At 43.5% G+C, this 17,109-nt stretch carries 15 protein-coding genes; 12 read left to right on the top strand and 3 right to left on the bottom strand.

Translation table 11 applies throughout. The features are described from left to right. Positions 1–3 precede the first annotated feature (3 nt). Complete coding sequence (locus tag O3C43_08430; protein MDA1066514.1) at positions 4–558, top strand: GDSL-type esterase/lipase family protein; 555 nt, start codon at positions 4–6, stop codon at positions 556–558. Positions 559–602: 44 nt separating this feature from the next. Here O3C43_08430 and O3C43_08425 read toward each other — a convergent pair whose 3' ends face one another. Genes O3C43_08425 through deoC form a run of 3 tightly spaced genes read right to left on the bottom strand, consistent with a single transcriptional unit; the run spans position 603 to position 3,949 of the window. Then, the gene (locus O3C43_08425) at positions 603–1,469 is read right to left on the bottom strand and encodes an aldehyde dehydrogenase family protein (protein ID MDA1066513.1); all 867 of its coding nucleotides are present in this window, start codon (positions 1,467–1,469) and stop codon (positions 603–605) included. 14 nt (positions 1,470–1,483) lie between these two features. Next, positions 1,484–2,986, bottom strand: a complete 1,503-nt coding sequence (locus O3C43_08420) for an aldehyde dehydrogenase family protein (protein MDA1066512.1) — start codon at positions 2,984–2,986, stop codon at positions 1,484–1,486. Between the two features lie 21 nt (positions 2,987–3,007). Then, entirely contained in the window at positions 3,008–3,949 is a 942-nt protein-coding gene (gene deoC, locus O3C43_08415) for a deoxyribose-phosphate aldolase (protein ID MDA1066511.1), read from the bottom strand. 166 nt (positions 3,950–4,115) lie between these two features. Between deoC and htpG the strand changes: the two genes are divergently transcribed. The 11 genes from htpG to O3C43_08360 all read left to right on the top strand — a co-directional run bounded on the left by htpG (position 4,116) and on the right by O3C43_08360 (position 16,695). Continuing rightward, a complete protein-coding gene (gene htpG, locus O3C43_08410; GenBank protein MDA1066510.1) occupies positions 4,116–5,972 on the top strand; it encodes a molecular chaperone HtpG in 1,857 nt (618 codons plus the stop codon). Between the two features lie 189 nt (positions 5,973–6,161). Next, positions 6,162–8,258 (top strand): polyphosphate kinase 1, encoded by a 2,097-nt coding sequence (ppk1, locus tag O3C43_08405; protein MDA1066509.1) that lies wholly within the window; start codon positions 6,162–6,164, stop codon positions 8,256–8,258. A gap of 126 nt (positions 8,259–8,384) precedes the next feature. Next, on the top strand, positions 8,385–8,933 hold the full coding sequence (locus tag O3C43_08400) for a hypothetical protein (protein ID MDA1066508.1): 549 nt from the start codon (positions 8,385–8,387) through the stop codon (positions 8,931–8,933). After that, a complete protein-coding gene (locus O3C43_08395) occupies positions 8,930–10,117 on the top strand; it encodes a glycosyltransferase (protein ID MDA1066507.1) in 1,188 nt (395 codons plus the stop codon). The genes O3C43_08400 and O3C43_08395 overlap by 4 nt, the downstream gene beginning before the upstream one ends. 158 nt (positions 10,118–10,275) lie before the next feature. Beyond that, positions 10,276–10,677 (top strand): acyltransferase, encoded by a 402-nt coding sequence (locus O3C43_08390; protein MDA1066506.1) that lies wholly within the window; start codon positions 10,276–10,278, stop codon positions 10,675–10,677. 18 nt (positions 10,678–10,695) lie between these two features. Then, a complete protein-coding gene (locus O3C43_08385; protein ID MDA1066505.1) occupies positions 10,696–11,532 on the top strand; it encodes a sulfotransferase family 2 domain-containing protein in 837 nt (278 codons plus the stop codon). Next, on the top strand, positions 11,504–12,478 hold the full coding sequence (locus O3C43_08380) for a sulfotransferase domain-containing protein (protein MDA1066504.1): 975 nt from the start codon (positions 11,504–11,506) through the stop codon (positions 12,476–12,478). The genes O3C43_08385 and O3C43_08380 overlap by 29 nt, the downstream gene beginning before the upstream one ends. Positions 12,479–12,491: 13 nt before the next feature. Next, positions 12,492–13,541 carry an NAD-dependent epimerase/dehydratase family protein gene (locus O3C43_08375; protein MDA1066503.1) on the top strand — a complete coding sequence of 350 codons (1,050 nt, stop codon included), beginning with the start codon at positions 12,492–12,494 and terminating at the stop codon, positions 13,539–13,541. A 5-nt stretch (positions 13,542–13,546) separates the two neighbouring features. Beyond that, positions 13,547–14,617 carry an NAD-dependent epimerase/dehydratase family protein gene (locus tag O3C43_08370; GenBank protein ID MDA1066502.1) on the top strand — a complete coding sequence of 357 codons (1,071 nt, stop codon included), beginning with the start codon at positions 13,547–13,549 and terminating at the stop codon, positions 14,615–14,617. A 22-nt stretch (positions 14,618–14,639) separates the two neighbouring features. Further along, positions 14,640–15,836, top strand: a complete 1,197-nt coding sequence (locus tag O3C43_08365; GenBank protein ID MDA1066501.1) for a glycosyltransferase — start codon at positions 14,640–14,642, stop codon at positions 15,834–15,836. Beyond that, on the top strand, positions 15,829–16,695 hold the full coding sequence (locus O3C43_08360; protein MDA1066500.1) for a sulfotransferase family 2 domain-containing protein: 867 nt from the start codon (positions 15,829–15,831) through the stop codon (positions 16,693–16,695). The genes O3C43_08365 and O3C43_08360 overlap by 8 nt, the downstream gene beginning before the upstream one ends. Positions 16,696–17,109 lie beyond the last annotated feature (414 nt).

The following is a 17,109-nucleotide window of genomic DNA, read 5'->3' as shown; positions in this document are numbered from 1 at the left end:
AATATGGTTGGCCAGTGGAAGGGGGAAATATTCGGCCTAGAGAATATTTTTTGCGGAGACAATATTACTGCAGCCGGCAGAAGTTGGAGTATGAGAATGACTGGAACTCCTTTCAATTCGATAAATTTGGGAGCGGACGGACTTCGGGCAAAACAAATTAGACTTCAGTTGATCAAAGCAAAGCGATATTCACCGAAGAACCTGTTCATACTTGCTGGAACAAACGACATATTAGGCCATAGAGAAGATTTCAATCTTACCTCTTTCAGCGAAGATTATAGAGAACTGGTAACAATCGCATTGAACGCATCGAAAAATGTAATTGTTACTTTGATCCCTTATACTTCTAAAGAAATCCATATCCCGGATATCATTGCTGCGAACAAAGCAATTGTAGAAATTTGCGACGAAAACATAATATCCGTAATTGATCTAAACGAAGTTATCGCTCCTGAAGGAATTTTGCTAAAAGATTATTCGAATGATGGTCTCCATCTTAACAAAAAGGGGAACCAACTCTGGCTTGAGAGAGTGGACTTTATTTTAGACAACCAATAGCAAGAAGAGTCGCAGAAAAACGCCACCACTTCATCTCTAAGAAGTTACACGCCAATAGGGTGCCACGTTGTTTTGAATTCCAGGAAATTGCGGATCACATAGAGCGATTGTGCAGAATCTTCGAACAAAGCTTCATCAGATTCGGGTCGCACCTTGACACGCTTCACACTCTTCGCCGCAAGGACCTCCGCCTGTTTTCTGAGTTTATCATCCACTGAAAGGTCAAGCCCGCGAATTTGTTCATGACTGGCAAACGTTTCCAAAAGCTCATCCTTAAAACCAGTCAGAATATTTAAGACCCCGCCTGGAAGATCTGAAGTGGCAAGCATTTCACCGAGCAAAATTGCAGGGTAAGGATTTGACGTTGATGCCAGGGCAACCACTGAATTTCCAGAAGTAATAATTGGAAGCACCTGAGAGATAAGACCTAGCAAAGGTGACCCATCGGAGCAAAATACACCGACTACACCGATCGGCTCAGTCACAGAAAAATTGAAAAACGACCCAGCGACAGGGTTTGTATTACCCAATACTTGTTCATATTTGTCAGTCCAACCAGCGTAATAGATGACTCGGTCGATGGCCACACTGACTTCAGTCCGGGCTTTTCGCAGATCAATAATGCCGGTGACAGCAATCGCTTGCGCCAATTCCTCTGACCGGGATTCCATCATTTCACCCAAACGGTAAAGTACCTGACCTCGATTATAAGCGGTTCTTGCTGCCCAGGAACTTCCAGCATTTCCTGCAAGCTCTACGGCGTTGCGAGTATCCTTTCTGGTACATTGTGGAATGTTACAGATAAACTGTCCGGCCTTGTCCTCGAGAGGAAATACCCTCCCACTTTCGGAGCGTATAAACTTTCCACCAACGTAGGCTTTGGGAGTTTTGGTAATGGAGATTCTTGGCATGATAAAAAGTCGAATTAGGATTCAATCTTGAGGTAATCGGAAACTCCCTGCTTGCCTCCTTCGCGGCCAAACCCACTTTCTTTGTACCCACCGAATGGTGACGTGGGATCAAATTTGTTATAGGTGTTGGCCCAAACCACCCCGGCTTTTAATGCGGTGCTCATCTTCAGGATTTTCGAACCCTTATCTGTCCAAACACCAGCGGACAAGCCATAAGCCGTGTTGTTGGCCTTATCAATAGCTTCACTTACCGTGCGAAAAGTCAGAACACTAAGGACAGGCCCAAATATTTCTTCACGAGCGATACGGTGACTTTGAGTAACCCCCTGGAATAAGGAAGGACGATAAAAGTAACCTTGATTCGGCAGCGAACAGGAACTTTGAAAGAGTTCAGCTCCTTCGCTAACGCCACTGGCGACGAGTTCTGTAATCTTCTCCAATTGCGCCATGGAATTAATCGCCCCAATATCGGTGTTCTTGTCGAGCGGGTCTCCCACTCTTAAGGAGGCCATGCGGGTCTTCAATTTTTTAACGAACGTCTCGGCAATGGATTCCTGCACCAAAAGTCTGCTGCCCGCACAACAAACATGACCTTGGTTAAAAAAGATGCCGTTTATAACTCCTTCAACTGCTTGATCAATGGGGGCGTCATCAAAAACGATGTTGGCTGCTTTTCCTCCCAGTTCGAGCGTGAGTCCTTTTCCGCTTCCGGCGGTCGCGCGCAGAATCGCTTTCCCCACAGCCGTCGATCCGGTAAAGGCAATTTTCTTGGCTGCTGGATGATCCACGATGAGCTGCCCGGTTGAACCGGCACCGGAGACAATATTTACGACACCAGGCGGTAGTCCGGCCTCTTGAAGAATCTCAGCAAATTTCAGCGCGGTTATCGAAGTCGTCTCGGCCGGTTTGATAACAACGCAGTTTCCAGCAGCCAAGGCGGGTGCAATTTTCCATGCGAGCATGAGCAATGGAAAATTCCAGGGGATAATTTGTCCGACTACTCCGTAAGGTCGAAACGATGTTCCGGGCAATGCATATGCGAGTTTATCCGCCCAGCCTGCATAATAAAAGAAGTGCGCCGCGGCCATCGGAATGTCGAAATCGCGCGATTCCTTGATTGGTTTCCCGCCATCCAGTGATTCGGCAACTGCAAATTCACGGGAGCGATCCTGAAGTAAGCGCGCAATGCGATAGAGGTATTTCCCGCGATCCTTACCAGAAAGCTTTGACCAATATTTATCCGATCCCGTTTGGGCAGCGGTAAATGCGGCATTGATATCGGCATTTCCGGCGGCAGGTATTCTGGCGAGACATTTTTCTGTAGCCGGGTTAATCGAATCAAAATATTTTCGACTTCGCGGTGCCACAAATTTCCCTCCGATAAACAAGGAATAAGTTTCGACTAATTTCGGATCGGCAGATTCGGGTGCTGGATCAAACTCCCAAAGGTCCCCGAACAACAGTTCAGGAGCCTTCCGGCTGGATGATTTGGTGACAGGCTTTCTTTGAGCGGACATTCTTAAAAAGGATAATGGGAATTAATAACCAGAGCTGGCGTCACTGAATTTCCAAGGTGCCTGATAAACACCTTGCTGTTGTTTGCGCAGCTGCATGAGGAGGTCATTCAACAAGGAACTGGCTCCAAAGCGATAGCGTTCGTTCGTTAACCAGGCATCGCCTAAAGTTTCTTTGACTGCGACGAGGAAGTGAAGTGCTTGTTTGGAATTTTTGATGCCTCCAGCAGGCTTCATGCTAATAGGAATGCCCGTATTGAGGTAAAAGTCGCGAATGGCCTCAAGCATCACTTGATTATTTGCCAGAGTGGCATTACCGGACGTTTTCCCAGTACTGGTCTTAATAAAATCTCCCGGACGAAGAACAGCCATGGCGAGAAACGACGCTGCACGTATATTGTCGTAGGTTTCCAATTCGCTGACTTCGAGGATCACCTTCAATCGTGCTTCACCACACGCTTCAACCACCGCGGCAATTTCATCCTGAACTGCTTGGACCTTGCCAGAGAGGAAGAGCCCACGCTGAATAACCATGTCAATTTCATCTGCTCCATCACGAACCGCCTGCTTCACTTCCTGCAGCCTTGTGCGCAAAGGAACCTGGCCGGAAGGGAAACTCGTTGCTACCGAAGCAATACGTACTGGCGATTCGCCAAGGCATCTTCGCGCGGGCTTCACCATTAACGGATAAACACATACCGCAGCAACTTGAGGAGTATCCAGTTCCGGATCCGGTGTTTGTGCTTTTTGGCAAAGTGATTCTACCTTCCCCGGCGTGTCCTTGCCTTCCAACGCCGTAAGATCGACCATGGACAAAGCTAGTTTGAGTCCCTGGATCTTGCTCCCTTTTTTTATGCTGCGGGTAGAAAACTTTGCCACACGTTCTTCAATTGCGACCTGATCGACCGGGCCGACTTCATCTAAAAGACGTTTGAGTGGAGACTTGCTTGAAGTGAAGGTTGGCATCTTGGATTATTTAGTTAGACCATAATTAGAATCACAAACCAAATCCAAAAATGTGAGACCTGAAATTGATATCCAGACGGTCTTGATTTTTATCTATCCACACGTATAAAACCTCCGTTTTCAATTTTCAAGATAGTCCAAAGACGAATATTTTACCTTTATAATCATGAGCGCAAAAGCACCCGAAAAACACGAATTCCAGGCAGAAGTAAAACAACTGCTGGATATAGTTATCCATTCACTTTATACTAATAAGGAGATCTTTGTTCGCGAACTAGTTTCCAATGCATCCGATGCCTTGGAGAAGTTACGACATCTAAGCATTACTGAAAAGAACGTCTTCGACGACGATCTGGAGCTGGAAATCAATATCACAACCGACGACACCGCTAATACGCTGACAATCCAGGATTTTGGTATCGGAATGTCACACGATGAGCTTGTTCAAAATCTTGGAACAATCGCTCACTCAGGATCAAAACAATTCCTCCAGGCCTTAAAGGAAGGAGGCGACCATAACACCAATCTGATCGGTCAATTTGGCGTAGGGTTTTATAGTGCATTTATGGTGGCCAAGGAAGTAAAAGTATACTCCCGCAGCTGGGAAAACGACGAAGAAGGCCACGTATGGTCCAGCGACGGATCGGGAGCTTATGAAGTCGAACCGGTTGCCGATCAACGCCGAGGAACAAAAATAGTTATTTCGTTGGACGATAAAAATAAGTCCTTCGCCAAACCCAATGAGATCAAACGTATTCTAAAAGAGTATTCTTCGTTCGTACAGTATCCGATTAACGTCAATGGCGACCGAGTAAATACCCAAGAGGCGATATGGTTAAAAAGTAAGGCCGATATCAAAGATGAAGATTACACCGAATTCTACAAATTCGCCTGTAAGGCTTTTGACGAGCCGCTGCTTCGCCTCCACTTCAATGCAGATGCACCATTGGCCATCAATGCACTGCTCTTCACACCGACAACCAATGTGGAAGCGATGGGATTCACTAGAGCAGAGCCCGAAGTTGCCCTCTACTGCCGCAAAGTCCTAATCGATGCAGAACCCAAAGGACTTTTCCCAGAGTGGCTAAGATTTCTAAAGGGCGTAGTCGATAGCGCGGACCTTCCTCTTAATATATCGCGGGAAACGATGCAGGATAGCGCATTGGTTCAGAAACTGAATTCGGTACTGACGAAACGCTACCTCAAACTCCTACAAGAAGAGGCCAAAAAACGCCCGGAGAATTTTGAAAAATTCTGGAACACATTTGGGATCTTTATTAAAGAAGGGGTCACCAGTGATTTTACCCACAAAGACTCATTGACGAAGTTACTGCGCTTCGAATCTTCCCTGACAGAGAAGGGTAAACTGACGAGTTTGCCTGACTACGTTTCCCGGATGAAAGAAGAGCAAAAGGAGATTTACTACCTGCAGGGAAACAGCCGTGAATCGATAGAAAACGGCCCCTACCTGGAAGCTTTTAAGGCCCGAAATATTGAAGTTCTCTTCCTTTATCTTCCGATTGATGAATTTGTGATGAACCACGTCCGTGAATTTGAAGAAAAGACTCTGGTATCCGCAGATCAAGACGACATCGAAATGGAAAGCGTGACACCGGAGGATGCCGGTGATCCTTTGGAAAAAAATGAAGCCGAAAAGCTGTGCACCTGGTTAAAAGAAACCCTCGGTGAACGAGTGGAAAGTGTGCGAGCCAGCGAGCGTCTGGTCGATAGCCCTGCCATGTCTTCAAACAGTGACAAGTTTATGACCGCCTCTATGCGTCGCATGATGAAGCAAATGAATCCGGACGCTCCAGAAATGGAAGCGAAAGTAGTTCTTCATATCAATCCGCGCCACGGACTTATCAAGAACCTGGCCGAGCTAAAAGATTCAAATCCAGACCTGGCAAAGACTATATCCGAACAAATATTTGATAACACCTTGGTCGAAGCCGGCATATTGGAAGATCCGAAGAAAATGCTGGGAAGGGTCTATGGCTTGCTAGAAAAACTTACACAAAAGTAGTTTAGCCGAACAGGAGACCTGTCACAGTTTAGCCACAGTTGTTTTTCATGAACTGACAGTAAGTTGCAGCGTTATTACTGACACCTTGAAAACTGTAGGATCAGCTGCCTTACAAAGACGATTTAACCGATTTGTCACAAGAAAGGTTCTTTATTCTGAGAACTTTGTGCTCCATATTGTTCTAATCGCATGGGTACTAAGTCAGAATCATCAAAAAAGAAAGTTCCTTACTTCAATCGTGAGTTAAGCTGGTTGGCATTCAACCATCGTGTCCTGGAACAAGCGAAGAGCGAGCAATACCCGATTCTCGAACGCGTCAAATTTCTTTCCTTTGTTAGCAGTAATCTTGACGAGTTTTTCGAGATTCGCGTTGCCGGGCTTATGCAGCAAGCAGATTCCCAGGTTAGCGTGCTGAGTGACGATGGGTTAAGCCCGAGAGATCAATTAAGCCTAATTCAAGCTAAAGTCCGTGTTCAGGTAGACGAGCAATATAAATGTTGGCATGAATTGCTGGTTCCCGAGATGAGGAGGGAGGGAATAGATATCAAGACACCTGAAACGCTTTCAAAAAAGGATCTTAAATGGCTGAGGCACTATTTTGACAAAGAGGTTTATCCCGTCCTGACGCCGCTCGCTATTGATCCGACCCATCCGTTTCCGCAAATTGGAAATAAAACGCTCAATTTAATTGTTTGGGTCGAAGGCAATTGGAGTAATCCAGACACCATTCACAAAGCGATTATTCCTGTGCCAAGAATTTTAAGTCGCATTGTAAGAATTAACCCGGGAAAGGACGATACACTGAAATACATATTTCTAAGCGATATTGTGAAGATATTCGCCCACACCTTGTTTCCGGGACATAAAATCCGAACAGCCCACGCCTTCAGAATCTCAAGAAATAGCGACCTTTATTTCGACGAAGAAGAAGTAGAAAACCTGGTAACCAAAATTGAGGAAGAACTGTGGAATCAGCGAAAAAATGATCCCGTACGATTGGAAGTAGAAGATAGCATTGAGGATCGGTTACTCGCAGAGCTACTTAAGGAAATCGGACTAAAAGATGAAAGCGTTTACAGAATTAACGGCCCTCTGAATATGATGAGACTACGGGACTTTGAGAGTATAGTCCCGAGAAATGAACTTAAATTTGAAAATTTTATTCCTTATGTGAGGCCACCTTTGAATAAGCCGGACTCCATTTTTAACATCCTATCCAAAGAAGATATTCTTCTTCATCATCCTTACGATTCTTTCACCCCGGTCGTAGAATTTATTGAACAGGCCGCTCGAGATCCGCAGGTATTTGCCATTAAACAAACCTTGTATCGGACAAGCGGGGACAGTCCGATAATTAAAGCCCTCAAGGAAGCATCGTTGAATGGGAAGCAAGTCACCGCGCTAGTTGAATTGAAGGCGCGGTTCGACGAGGCCAATAACATTCAATGGGCGCGTGAGTTAGAAGAAGCGGATGTGCATGTTGTCTATGGTCTTACCCACCTTAAGACTCACTGCAAATGCTGCTTGGTGGTTAGAAGAGAGCCCGAGGGGTTAAAACGGTACTGCCACCTAGGGTCCGGGAACTACAATCCTAAAACAGCCAAATTGTATAGCGACCTGAGCTTTATGACTTCACATGAAGAAATGACGAAGGAGATCGCCGATCTTTTTAATACCCTCACCGGGTTTGCCAGATCACCCAAATTTCAAATACTAAAGGTTGCGCCATTCAATCTGCATAAAGAAATCAATCGACTAATTCGGATGGAGGCTCAAAACGCACGGGATGGAAAACCTGCGAAGATAATGGTCAAACTCAACAGTTTGATCGACCAGGAAACCATCGACAATCTTTACACAGCCTCCATTGCGGGGGTAGAGATCATTCTGATTATTCGTGGTATTTGCGGGTTGGTTCCTGGCGTGAAGGATCTTAGCGAAAACATTCGGGTAATAAGCCTTTTGGGCCGTTTTCTCGAACACAGCCGAGTTTATTATTTTGAAAATGGGGAAAAGGAGGCGATGGTTTTCACAGGAAGCGCCGATTGGATGCCAAGAAACTTTTTTAGGAGAATCGAATGTGTATTCCCTTTGAGTGACCCCATATTAAAAAAACGGGTTATTAACGACCTGCTGGAAATATACCTTAAGGATACCAAATACGCCAAGGAATTGACTTCAAATGGAGACTATATCCCCATTGAAGTATCCGGGGACAACGAGATATTTTCAGTCCAAGAGTATTTCATCAAAGAAACTGAGAAATTGAGGAAAACCCTATTATAAGAAATAAGAGTGGATTTTTCGGAGAAAAAGACTAGTGCTTTCCCTTACACGCCTTAAAGGATTCTTTCTTTTTTTATTAAGGAAACCCTTCTAATGACCTCTTGGTCCATGATACTCCAAAGCTGCATGTTTAGAAAATCCGCCTTGGATAAAATCGAGCCTTTTCGTGAAGATTGGTTGATTGCCGAAGATCAGGATTTTTTTCTGCGAAGTCTTCTCAGTAACAATCGACTTATTTTTACACCTGGCAATATTACCGTTTATCGCCTTCATGAGGGTTCCAAGCTAACGACATCAGGAACCAGCAACCACCGTAAAGCGATCGATTGGGCAAATTTTCTTATTGAATCCGAAGAATTGCTGAAATCTTCAACCCCTGAACAAGGCAATCCATGTGAATGGCTTGGGTTCAGAATAAGATTGTGGCATAGTTTGAGAAGTCTTGAGCGCATAGATACCTCAGAATCGAAAACCCGGAGAGACACTATTGAATCTCTTTTGGAGGGATATTCCACCTTCCCAATGAAGATTCTTGGGAGCCATTTACGCATAAGAAAAGGTATTCAATTCAGGATAAATGGCTCTCGATATAATCGGTCTTTCCAAACAGGACCGATAAATCAAGCTCAAGAAAAGTGGATCAACGAAATAGGATATAACCTGGGTTCCAAATGAAAGTAACTATTTTCGAGGAAGCCTTAAAAGGGGATTCCGGGCATTGGCCAACTTATATCGAGACCCTAAAACGCGGCTTTGAATCGGCAGAGGACAAAGTTGCTGTAGTGGCGCACAGAGATGTCAGCCAAAAGCTGATAGATTTGTTAGACGCCAAGCCCTTATTCAGAAAATCCATATGGAGTCAGCCATTTTCAAAATGGGATAAAGTTATGCATCCCTTCGCATTTGCTGGAGACGTAAATAAATACCTGAGTAAACACGAAACACCTGATTTGATCATGTGTTTGACTATGCGGCTTCAACACGTGCTGGCGTGGAGCTTCCTTATAAAGCGCAGTACGCTGAAAAAAGGAAGCAGAGTAGTACTTCTATTCGTCCAAGGTGTCGGACGATGGGATTCATCGCTAAACAAACCAGTTGTAGATTTAAATTTAAATAACCGGTTAATGCGGTTGGCTATTCGTAACTTGAGACAATTGGTAAAGGAGAAAAAGGTGATCCTTGCCAGCGAAACAGAAGGTATGCGAGAAGAGCTTTCAAATTTCACAGGAATCCCATTTGTTGCGTTTCCTCACCCCGTATTGAGCACGGATTCTGACCGCTCAAAAGCAGATCAGACTGGTCCTCTGAGATTTTGTTGCCCCGGATTTGCACGATACGAAAAAGGAACTGATTTGCTGCAACAGGCCATAAAGCAACTTTCTGAGAAAACAAGTAGGCCAAGCATGGAGTTTACCTTACAATGGCTCAGTCCATTTAACTTACCTAATGGCTCATCAGTCTCTCCCGATACAGAATTAGTAGACAATGGGTACTTAAAAATTATTGACCGCACCATGGATGCAGACGAATACGACCAACTCCTGAACAACACGGATGTTGTAGTTATGCCTTACCGCAGAAGTTCTTATTACGCTCGAGTCTCGAGGGTGGCAATTGAGGCGTCTCAAAAAGGAATTCCTCTTATTTATACAACAAAATCATGGAGTGAAGAGCACGCCCACAGATATGGAGCTGGAATCGGCTTTGAAGATGAAAATGTTGATTCATTGGTTGGAGCGCTTAAAAAAATTGGGGAGCAGTACCAATCCTATCTTTCTCAAGCCAAGGAACGTATGCATGCCGCACAGGAATTTTACTCATGCTCCAACTTTCGTAGCTTAACGGAGGAATCGAAATAAATACGAAACTACCAATGAAAACGAAAGCCAAGCTTCTGGCGGGAGCTTACCTTTCATTTTTTAACAATTATATAATTTCGCATGTCCCCTCTCGGCATATCCGACGATGGTACTTAAAGGCATATCTAGGTTCGGTGGGCAAGGACACCCATTTCCAGATGAACGTAAAATTCCTACACGGGCGAAAAGTATTTTTTGGAGACAATAATGTTATTAATTTTGGTTGTTTGTTCGATGGTCGAAAGTTTCCGATTAAAATTGGAAACAATGTTTCAATTGGTCCTTGTGCGTCACTGATCACCCTTGGTCACGATCCACAATCTCCGAGCTTTTCCGATATGGGTGGTTCTATAGTGATTGGAAATTATTCCTGGATAGGATACCAGGCGACAATCTTACCAGGAGTGACGATTGGAGAAGGTGCAGTTATAGCTGCCGGAGCAGTGGTAACACGATCCGTTTCGCCTTATTCAATCAATGCAGGTATCCCGGCAAAAAAAATTGGAGAACGCGAAAGAGATCTGAAGTACAAACTGAAATTCAATCCAATACTCACTTAGCAAGAATCCATAATACTCATGAGTGACATCGAAAAGAAACAGTTTTTTGTTTATCTCCACATCCCGAAATGCGGGGGATCAACCATGCAGGATCTGCTTCAACGCAATTTTGGACATTTTCATCGATCTTTCTCGGCAGAACTTATGGAGGGACCAGTCGCTCGTGAGAATCTGGAACGATATTTTACCCAGTTTCCTACTGGCAGATGTTTGAGTAGCCACCGGTTCAATATTGATATTCCCTGGCAAGGGGACGATTGGCATGTCCAAGGATTAACCATCGTGAGAGACCCAACCAGTCGCTTGTTATCTCAATACCTTTACACAAGAGATCTTCCCGGAAACACAATCGCTCGAAAATATACTCTGGATCAGTATCTGGATTTTGTCGAGGAGACAAAGGACAAATACCTGTTAGGTGCCAATGGTCAGGTAAATTTTTTGATAAGAGAAACGTCCTTAAGCTTTGATCATTTGTTAAGTAACATTGAAGAAGAAAGCATAATGGCGTTTACCCAGGAACGATACGATTGGGGATGCATTCTCTTAAAAGCAATGTTTCCGAATTACTTTCGAAAGATCAACTATGTCATCAGAAATGTCACTCGCACGAAAAAGCCAACTCTTACTGAATCACAAAAAGAGAGACTCGGAAATCTTATGAAATTGGATCGGAAATTTTATCAAAATGTGAACGAGAAAATGGATCAGCTTATTTCCACTCATATAGGCGGACCAGCGGAACAGAAAGTCGCAATCTCAAAATTTAAACGGCAACAACAATGGAGGAAGATTGTGATTCACCCTCTAAATAGGTTGCTTAAAAATGCCTCAACTGCAGTCAACCGGGCATAAGGTTATAGTGAATAAAATTCGAAAAATTGCTAGAACGTACGACCGGATAAACACGGCTCTACACATGGGGAGATTTAAGAAAACTCCTACCACGAATCCTACAGTTGCGATAATAGGTCATGACAGAAGCGGCACAAGCTGGGTGGGCAAGACCATTAGTTTCGGAGAAAAGGTTGTCTACTTCTATGAACCCTTGAACCCAAAGTCTAACCCGAATGGGAATTGGGATGGGTGGAATCAATATCTTACAAAAGAGGATGAAAGTCCATTATACCAACACGCCTTCAAACATCCCAAAGAGGGACTCCCAATGGGTTTGTTTACTCGACCAACAATTCGGAAACGACTATCAGCCGACCATCATATTGTTATTAAGGATGTTGGGAGTATCATGGCAGTCGAATGGTTGGAAAAATACCTCAACGCCAAGGTACTTCTGGTACTCAGACACCCCTACCCGGTCATTCAATCAAACTTGAAACAGGGATCCTATGGACATCGCTGGCTTGAAAGCATACGCACACAAAAAAAGCTAATGGATGGTCCACTCGCACCTTTCGCAAAATTACTTCAAAATCCGGAATCTGAAAATGATGCCATAATTTTGGCGTGGATGGCCAAACACCGACTTCTTAGTATTCAATTGGAGGAAGGGAATTCTTGGGAAACCGTTTTTTACGAAGACCTATGTATGAACCCAATGAAAGAGTTCGAGAAGCTTTGTTGTAATTTGGGTATCCCTTTTGATCAATCGATAAAGAACCGTATCCGCGAAAGCACACAAAGCAATGAAGATGTCCATGCCTATTCGACGAAGCGCGATAGCAAGGCAATGGCAACCAAGTGGAAGACAAACTGTGATTTAAAATTATTGGAAAGAATCCACCAATTAAACTTGGCGTTTGAAATACCATGGTACACAGACCAGTCATTCTGGAGAATATAAAAAATAACACGAAATGAAAAAATTATTAGTCACTGGCTCCTCGGGCCTAATAGGATCAGAAGTTTCCATGTTTTTCCATGACCATGGTTTTGAAATACACGGTGTTGATAACAATCAAAGGGAAGTATTTTTTGGACCTCAAGGAAACACTCGATGGAATCAAGAGCGCCTGGAGAAAGATCTTTCAAATTTCATTCACCACGAAGCAGACATACGAAATCGACCTGAAATCCTTGGGCTAATAAAAGACATTAATCCAGACGCTATTGTCCATACTGCTGCCCAACCAAGTCATGACCGTGCGGCGGCTATTCCTTTTGATGATTTTGATACGAACGCTGTTGGGACTCTTAATCTACTTGAAGCCAATCGACAGGTAAACCCGGAAGTTCCCTTTGTCCACATGTCCACTAACAAAGTTTACGGAGACAGACCAAATACATTAAAATTAAAAGAGTTAGATACTCGCTGGGACTACGACGACCCCGAATATGAAAATGGAATCGCCGAATCATTTTCGATCGACCAATCCAAGCACTCTCTTTTTGGAGCTTCGAAAGTTGCGGCAGATGTCATGGTTCAGGAATACGGAAGGTATTTTGGAATGCCTACTTGTTGTCTCCGAGGCGGATGCCTGACAGGGCCAAATCATTCGGGCGTTGAGTTACATGGATTTCTTTCTTATTTGATTAAATGTAATCTTGAGGGTCGGGAGTATAAAATTTTTGGTTACAAAGGGAAACAAGTCCGGGATAACATCCATTCGGAAGACGTGGCCCGGTTTATGTTCGAGTTTGTGAACAGTCCACGTTGCGGAGAAGTTTATAACCTGGGAGGAGGGAAAAACAATTCTTGCTCCATTCTTGAAGCATTTCAAATAACCTCCAAATTTTCCGGGAAAGAACAGGTTTTCACCTACCTGGATGACAACCGGATAGGCGACCATATTTGTTATTATTCCGACCTACGCAAAATGCGTAACCATTATCCTAATTGGGACATTACTATTTCTTTGGAGGAAACCATTCGCCAAATTGTAGAAGCCTGGAAAAGCAGAAACTAATACGTATGAGAATTTTGATAACTGGCGCAGCAGGCTTCGTAGGAAGTTCCTTAGCAAAATATATAGTAAATGCCGTAGAAAATGTTGAAATCTGGGGAATGGACAACTTGATCCGACCAGGCAGTCATTTAAACGTGTCCAAGCTAAAAGAACTCGGAGTTAACTTCCTTCACGGTGACATTCGAGAAGCCAGCGATCTTGAAAACTTACCGGAAGTAGATTTCGTGATAGACGCTGCGGCTAACGCAAGTGTCTTGGCAGGGATCGACGGTAAAACAAGCAGTCGCCAGCTGGTTGAGCATAACCTTCAGGGAACTATCAATATGCTGGAATACTGCAAAAAAGTAGGCGCCGGTTTTATCCTGCTCTCAACAAGCAGAGTCTATTCGATTTCTCCTCTTGCGAATTTGAAAGTAGCAGAATCCCAGGGTGCGTTTATCCCAGTCGCTGATCAATCCTTTCCCACAGGACTTTCGGTGAATGGAGTCTCGGAAGATTTTGATACAAAACCTCCAATATCTCTATACGGCTCAACTAAAATTGCATCGGAGTATTTAGCACTCGAATACGGTGAAAGTTTTAATATCCCAGTGTGGATAAACCGTTGCGGAGTAATGGCTGGTCCCGGACAATTCGGACATCCGGCTCAGGGAATTTTTGCATTTTGGGTACACAGTTTTGCTGAAAAATCAGCTCTCAAATATATTGGGTTTGGCGGGGATGGGCACCAAGTAAGAGATTGTTTACACCCCTTCGATTTAGGGAAATTGCTCATTCAACAGATTGCCGAACCACTTCAAACGGACAAACCCCGCCTGATTAACGTAAGCGGAGGTATTAAGAATTCAATGTCGCTTAAGCAACTTACTGAATGGAGTTCAGAACGCTTTCAACCCATGCAGATAGAAAAGCAAAGTGAAGATCGCAAGTTCGATATACCTTGGATGGTATTAGATAATTCCAGTGCGTTGAACACATGGGGCTGGTTTCCAAATTTTTGCGTCGAGGAAATTTTAGAGGAAATTGCCGGTCACGCAGAAGAAAATCCGGATTGGCTTTCAATTTCCAAAGCCTAAGCTTTTTTCTTAGACTCTGGGTATGCCAATAAGCGCAACCATTCAAAAGAAACCCGCATTACTTTATGTCTCCGTTTCTTCCACCGGCGGATTGGCCGACTACGCACAGCAACAAGTCGGCGCACTAATAAATGCAGGCCTCGATTTGATTGTTGTTTGTCCAAAAAACGTTCGATGGCCTGAAAGAGAAAACTGTACTATTTACCCTCTAATTCAGGATAAAGACCTTTCATCTTATTCCAAGCCGGTGAAACTATTAAAGAGTATCCTACAAATTCGACGGAATATCAGCGCAATCATTAAGACTCAAAAAGACACGGGCTGCCTAACCCTGCTTTTTTCGGCATACTTCGAATATTTTTCACCTTTCTGGGCGTACAAATTAAAGCGCCTTGCTAAGAACGGAGTAAAAATCGCAACCATTATTCACGATCCAATCCGGGATGCAGTTCTCGGCCCAAAGTGGTTCCACGATAAGTCTGTCTTTGAAGCTTATTCCTTTATAGATTATGCCTTCATTCATGAGATAGGTCAAATAGACCTGGGTGGCCCAACAAATCCGCACTTCAATGTTACTCGAGTTCCACATGGACCCTATCCTGTTGAGCAAAATTACATCGACCCCAATGAAGCCCGTAAATCGCTCGGAATACCCAAAAATGCCAAGGTGTTCCTTGCGTTTGGTCATGTTAGAGACAATAAGAACCTGGATCTATTTATTAGAGCTCTTAGCTCATTCCCCAATTTATGGTTAATTGTAGCTGGTCAAAGTCTTTCATCTTCTCAGAAGCCATTCTCCTATTATCAATCGTTGGGGAGAGAGGAGAACGTCTCAGACAGAATAATTTGGATCAACCGATACATAACTGAAAAGGAGTTGGGACAATACTTTGGTGCATGTGATTATGCGGTGCTCACGTATTCCTCTTCATTCAAATCCGCTAGCGGCGTTCTTAGTCTTGCCACAAATTTTCAAAAACTTTCAATTGCAAGCAGTGGTCCTGGCCCATTGGAGTCTATAATAAAAAAATACCACCTGGGCGTCTTTGTAGAACCGGATTCAATTGAGGCCGTTAAAGGTGGAATTTCTGAAATTATTGAGGATAAGCAAATACCCAATTGGGAGGCTTACAAGATTGAGGAATCTTGGGAGAATAATGCAGAAATCATAATGAAAACTCTTTTTCAAAAGAACTACCCCATTTCAGTTAATGGATAACAATCCTTTCATCATATTTCTACATATTCAAAAAACGGCTGGGATGACAGTTCAACGTCTCTTCCGAAGAAAATATGGCCCGGCTCTAATAATAAGAATTAAACGATTCTTTTTAAGACAAGATAAAGGCTTGCGTCTAAGACCAGCCATGGAGTCCAAAAAAATGAAAGACGGATATGTGGCTGGTCACTTCGGTTTTGGAGTGCATCACTATTTACCTACCCCATATGAATATATAGCATTTTTTAGAGAGCCGATTTCTAGACTAAAATCACTATACTATTTTTCAAAAACCAACCCAACTGCGTTTCTTCACAAATTCGCAAAAGATGCGAGCCCGGAAGAATTCTTCTTCAACAAACAGGTTATCGAAGCGGACAACGGGCAACTAAGGTATATAATAGGAAACCCTGTAGATCTTTTCATAGACAGACGGCCTTTTGGAACCTGCGACGAAAAGATGCTGGAAGAGGCAAAATCAAATATAGAAAAACATTTTTCTTTTGTTGGAATCACTGAACAATTTGATTCATCGCTGCTTTTATTAAAGGAAAAATTGAACTGGAACCACTGTTACTATTTGCGTCGAAATACGAGTGCTAAGAAGACAAAGACGGAACCCATAGATCAGGAAACAATAGACAAACTAAAAGAATTAAATCGTCATGATATCGAGCTTTATAGTTACGTGAAAGCAAGGTTTGAAACTGAGGCAAACAAATATGATCTGCTTAACCCATCAACGATTGAGTCTTTCCGGAAAGTTAACACCCAACGCTCAGCTGTCATACTTCCCTTCTATAATATCTACGATTCCCTAAAGGCTCGAATAAAGGGAAATCCAAATCGAGCTCGTTAATTGCAGTGCAACTAACTGATATACTAATTCAATGGTTCCTCACGCTGGGGGTTATTTCCATTGTTGCGATACGAAGGCAATTAACGCTTTTTCACCCCGTCTCCATATATCTGGCCTTCCATACTATAGTTTTCTGCATTCGCCCCACCCTAATTTATCTCTATAATTTCGATGTTCCTTTTAATTATATGCGATTGGATCCGTCCCCCGAGATCCTTAGTAAAACCTTAAACCTAACCACATTCTCCCTAATCGTTTTCGTTCTCTTTTTTTTCCCTAACCAGCCACAAAGGCGGTATATTGGATATGAGGGAGAAGGTGGAAATCACAGATCGCCACAGAAAGACTTCGCCGCGTTTTTTAGTTTTTGTCCTAAAATCGAGTTCAATTACACTACATACAATTGGCCTGTAT

Source organism: Verrucomicrobiota bacterium (genome assembly GCA_027622555.1).
Lineage (GTDB): Bacteria > Verrucomicrobiota > Verrucomicrobiia > Opitutales > UBA2995 > UBA2995.
The sequence above is the reverse complement of the archived record's forward strand: the minus strand, read 5'-3'. Positions and strand labels throughout refer to the sequence as shown.

What these genes read in the sequence shown, in the direction of transcription:
- O3C43_08430 (MDA1066514.1), top strand. Translation starts at nt 4, where the DNA reads ATGGTTGGCCAGTGGAAGGGGGAAATATTCGGCCTAGAGAATATTTTT.
- O3C43_08425 (MDA1066513.1), bottom strand. Translation starts at nt 1,469, where the DNA reads ATGCCAAGAATCTCCATTACCAAAACTCCCAAAGCCTACGTTGGTGGA.
- O3C43_08420 (MDA1066512.1), bottom strand. Translation starts at nt 2,986, where the DNA reads ATGTCCGCTCAAAGAAAGCCTGTCACCAAATCATCCAGCCGGAAGGCT.
- deoC (MDA1066511.1), bottom strand. Translation starts at nt 3,949, where the DNA reads ATGCCAACCTTCACTTCAAGCAAGTCTCCACTCAAACGTCTTTTAGAT.
- htpG (MDA1066510.1), top strand. Translation starts at nt 4,116, where the DNA reads ATGAGCGCAAAAGCACCCGAAAAACACGAATTCCAGGCAGAAGTAAAA.
- ppk1 (MDA1066509.1), top strand. Translation starts at nt 6,162, where the DNA reads ATGGGTACTAAGTCAGAATCATCAAAAAAGAAAGTTCCTTACTTCAAT.
- O3C43_08400 (MDA1066508.1), top strand. Translation starts at nt 8,385, where the DNA reads ATGTTTAGAAAATCCGCCTTGGATAAAATCGAGCCTTTTCGTGAAGAT.
- O3C43_08395 (MDA1066507.1), top strand. Translation starts at nt 8,930, where the DNA reads ATGAAAGTAACTATTTTCGAGGAAGCCTTAAAAGGGGATTCCGGGCAT.
- O3C43_08390 (MDA1066506.1), top strand. Translation starts at nt 10,276, where the DNA reads ATGAACGTAAAATTCCTACACGGGCGAAAAGTATTTTTTGGAGACAAT.
- O3C43_08385 (MDA1066505.1), top strand. Translation starts at nt 10,696, where the DNA reads ATGAGTGACATCGAAAAGAAACAGTTTTTTGTTTATCTCCACATCCCG.
- O3C43_08380 (MDA1066504.1), top strand. Translation starts at nt 11,504, where the DNA reads ATGCCTCAACTGCAGTCAACCGGGCATAAGGTTATAGTGAATAAAATT.
- O3C43_08375 (MDA1066503.1), top strand. Translation starts at nt 12,492, where the DNA reads ATGAAAAAATTATTAGTCACTGGCTCCTCGGGCCTAATAGGATCAGAA.
- O3C43_08370 (MDA1066502.1), top strand. Translation starts at nt 13,547, where the DNA reads ATGAGAATTTTGATAACTGGCGCAGCAGGCTTCGTAGGAAGTTCCTTA.
- O3C43_08365 (MDA1066501.1), top strand. Translation starts at nt 14,640, where the DNA reads ATGCCAATAAGCGCAACCATTCAAAAGAAACCCGCATTACTTTATGTC.
- O3C43_08360 (MDA1066500.1), top strand. Translation starts at nt 15,829, where the DNA reads ATGGATAACAATCCTTTCATCATATTTCTACATATTCAAAAAACGGCT.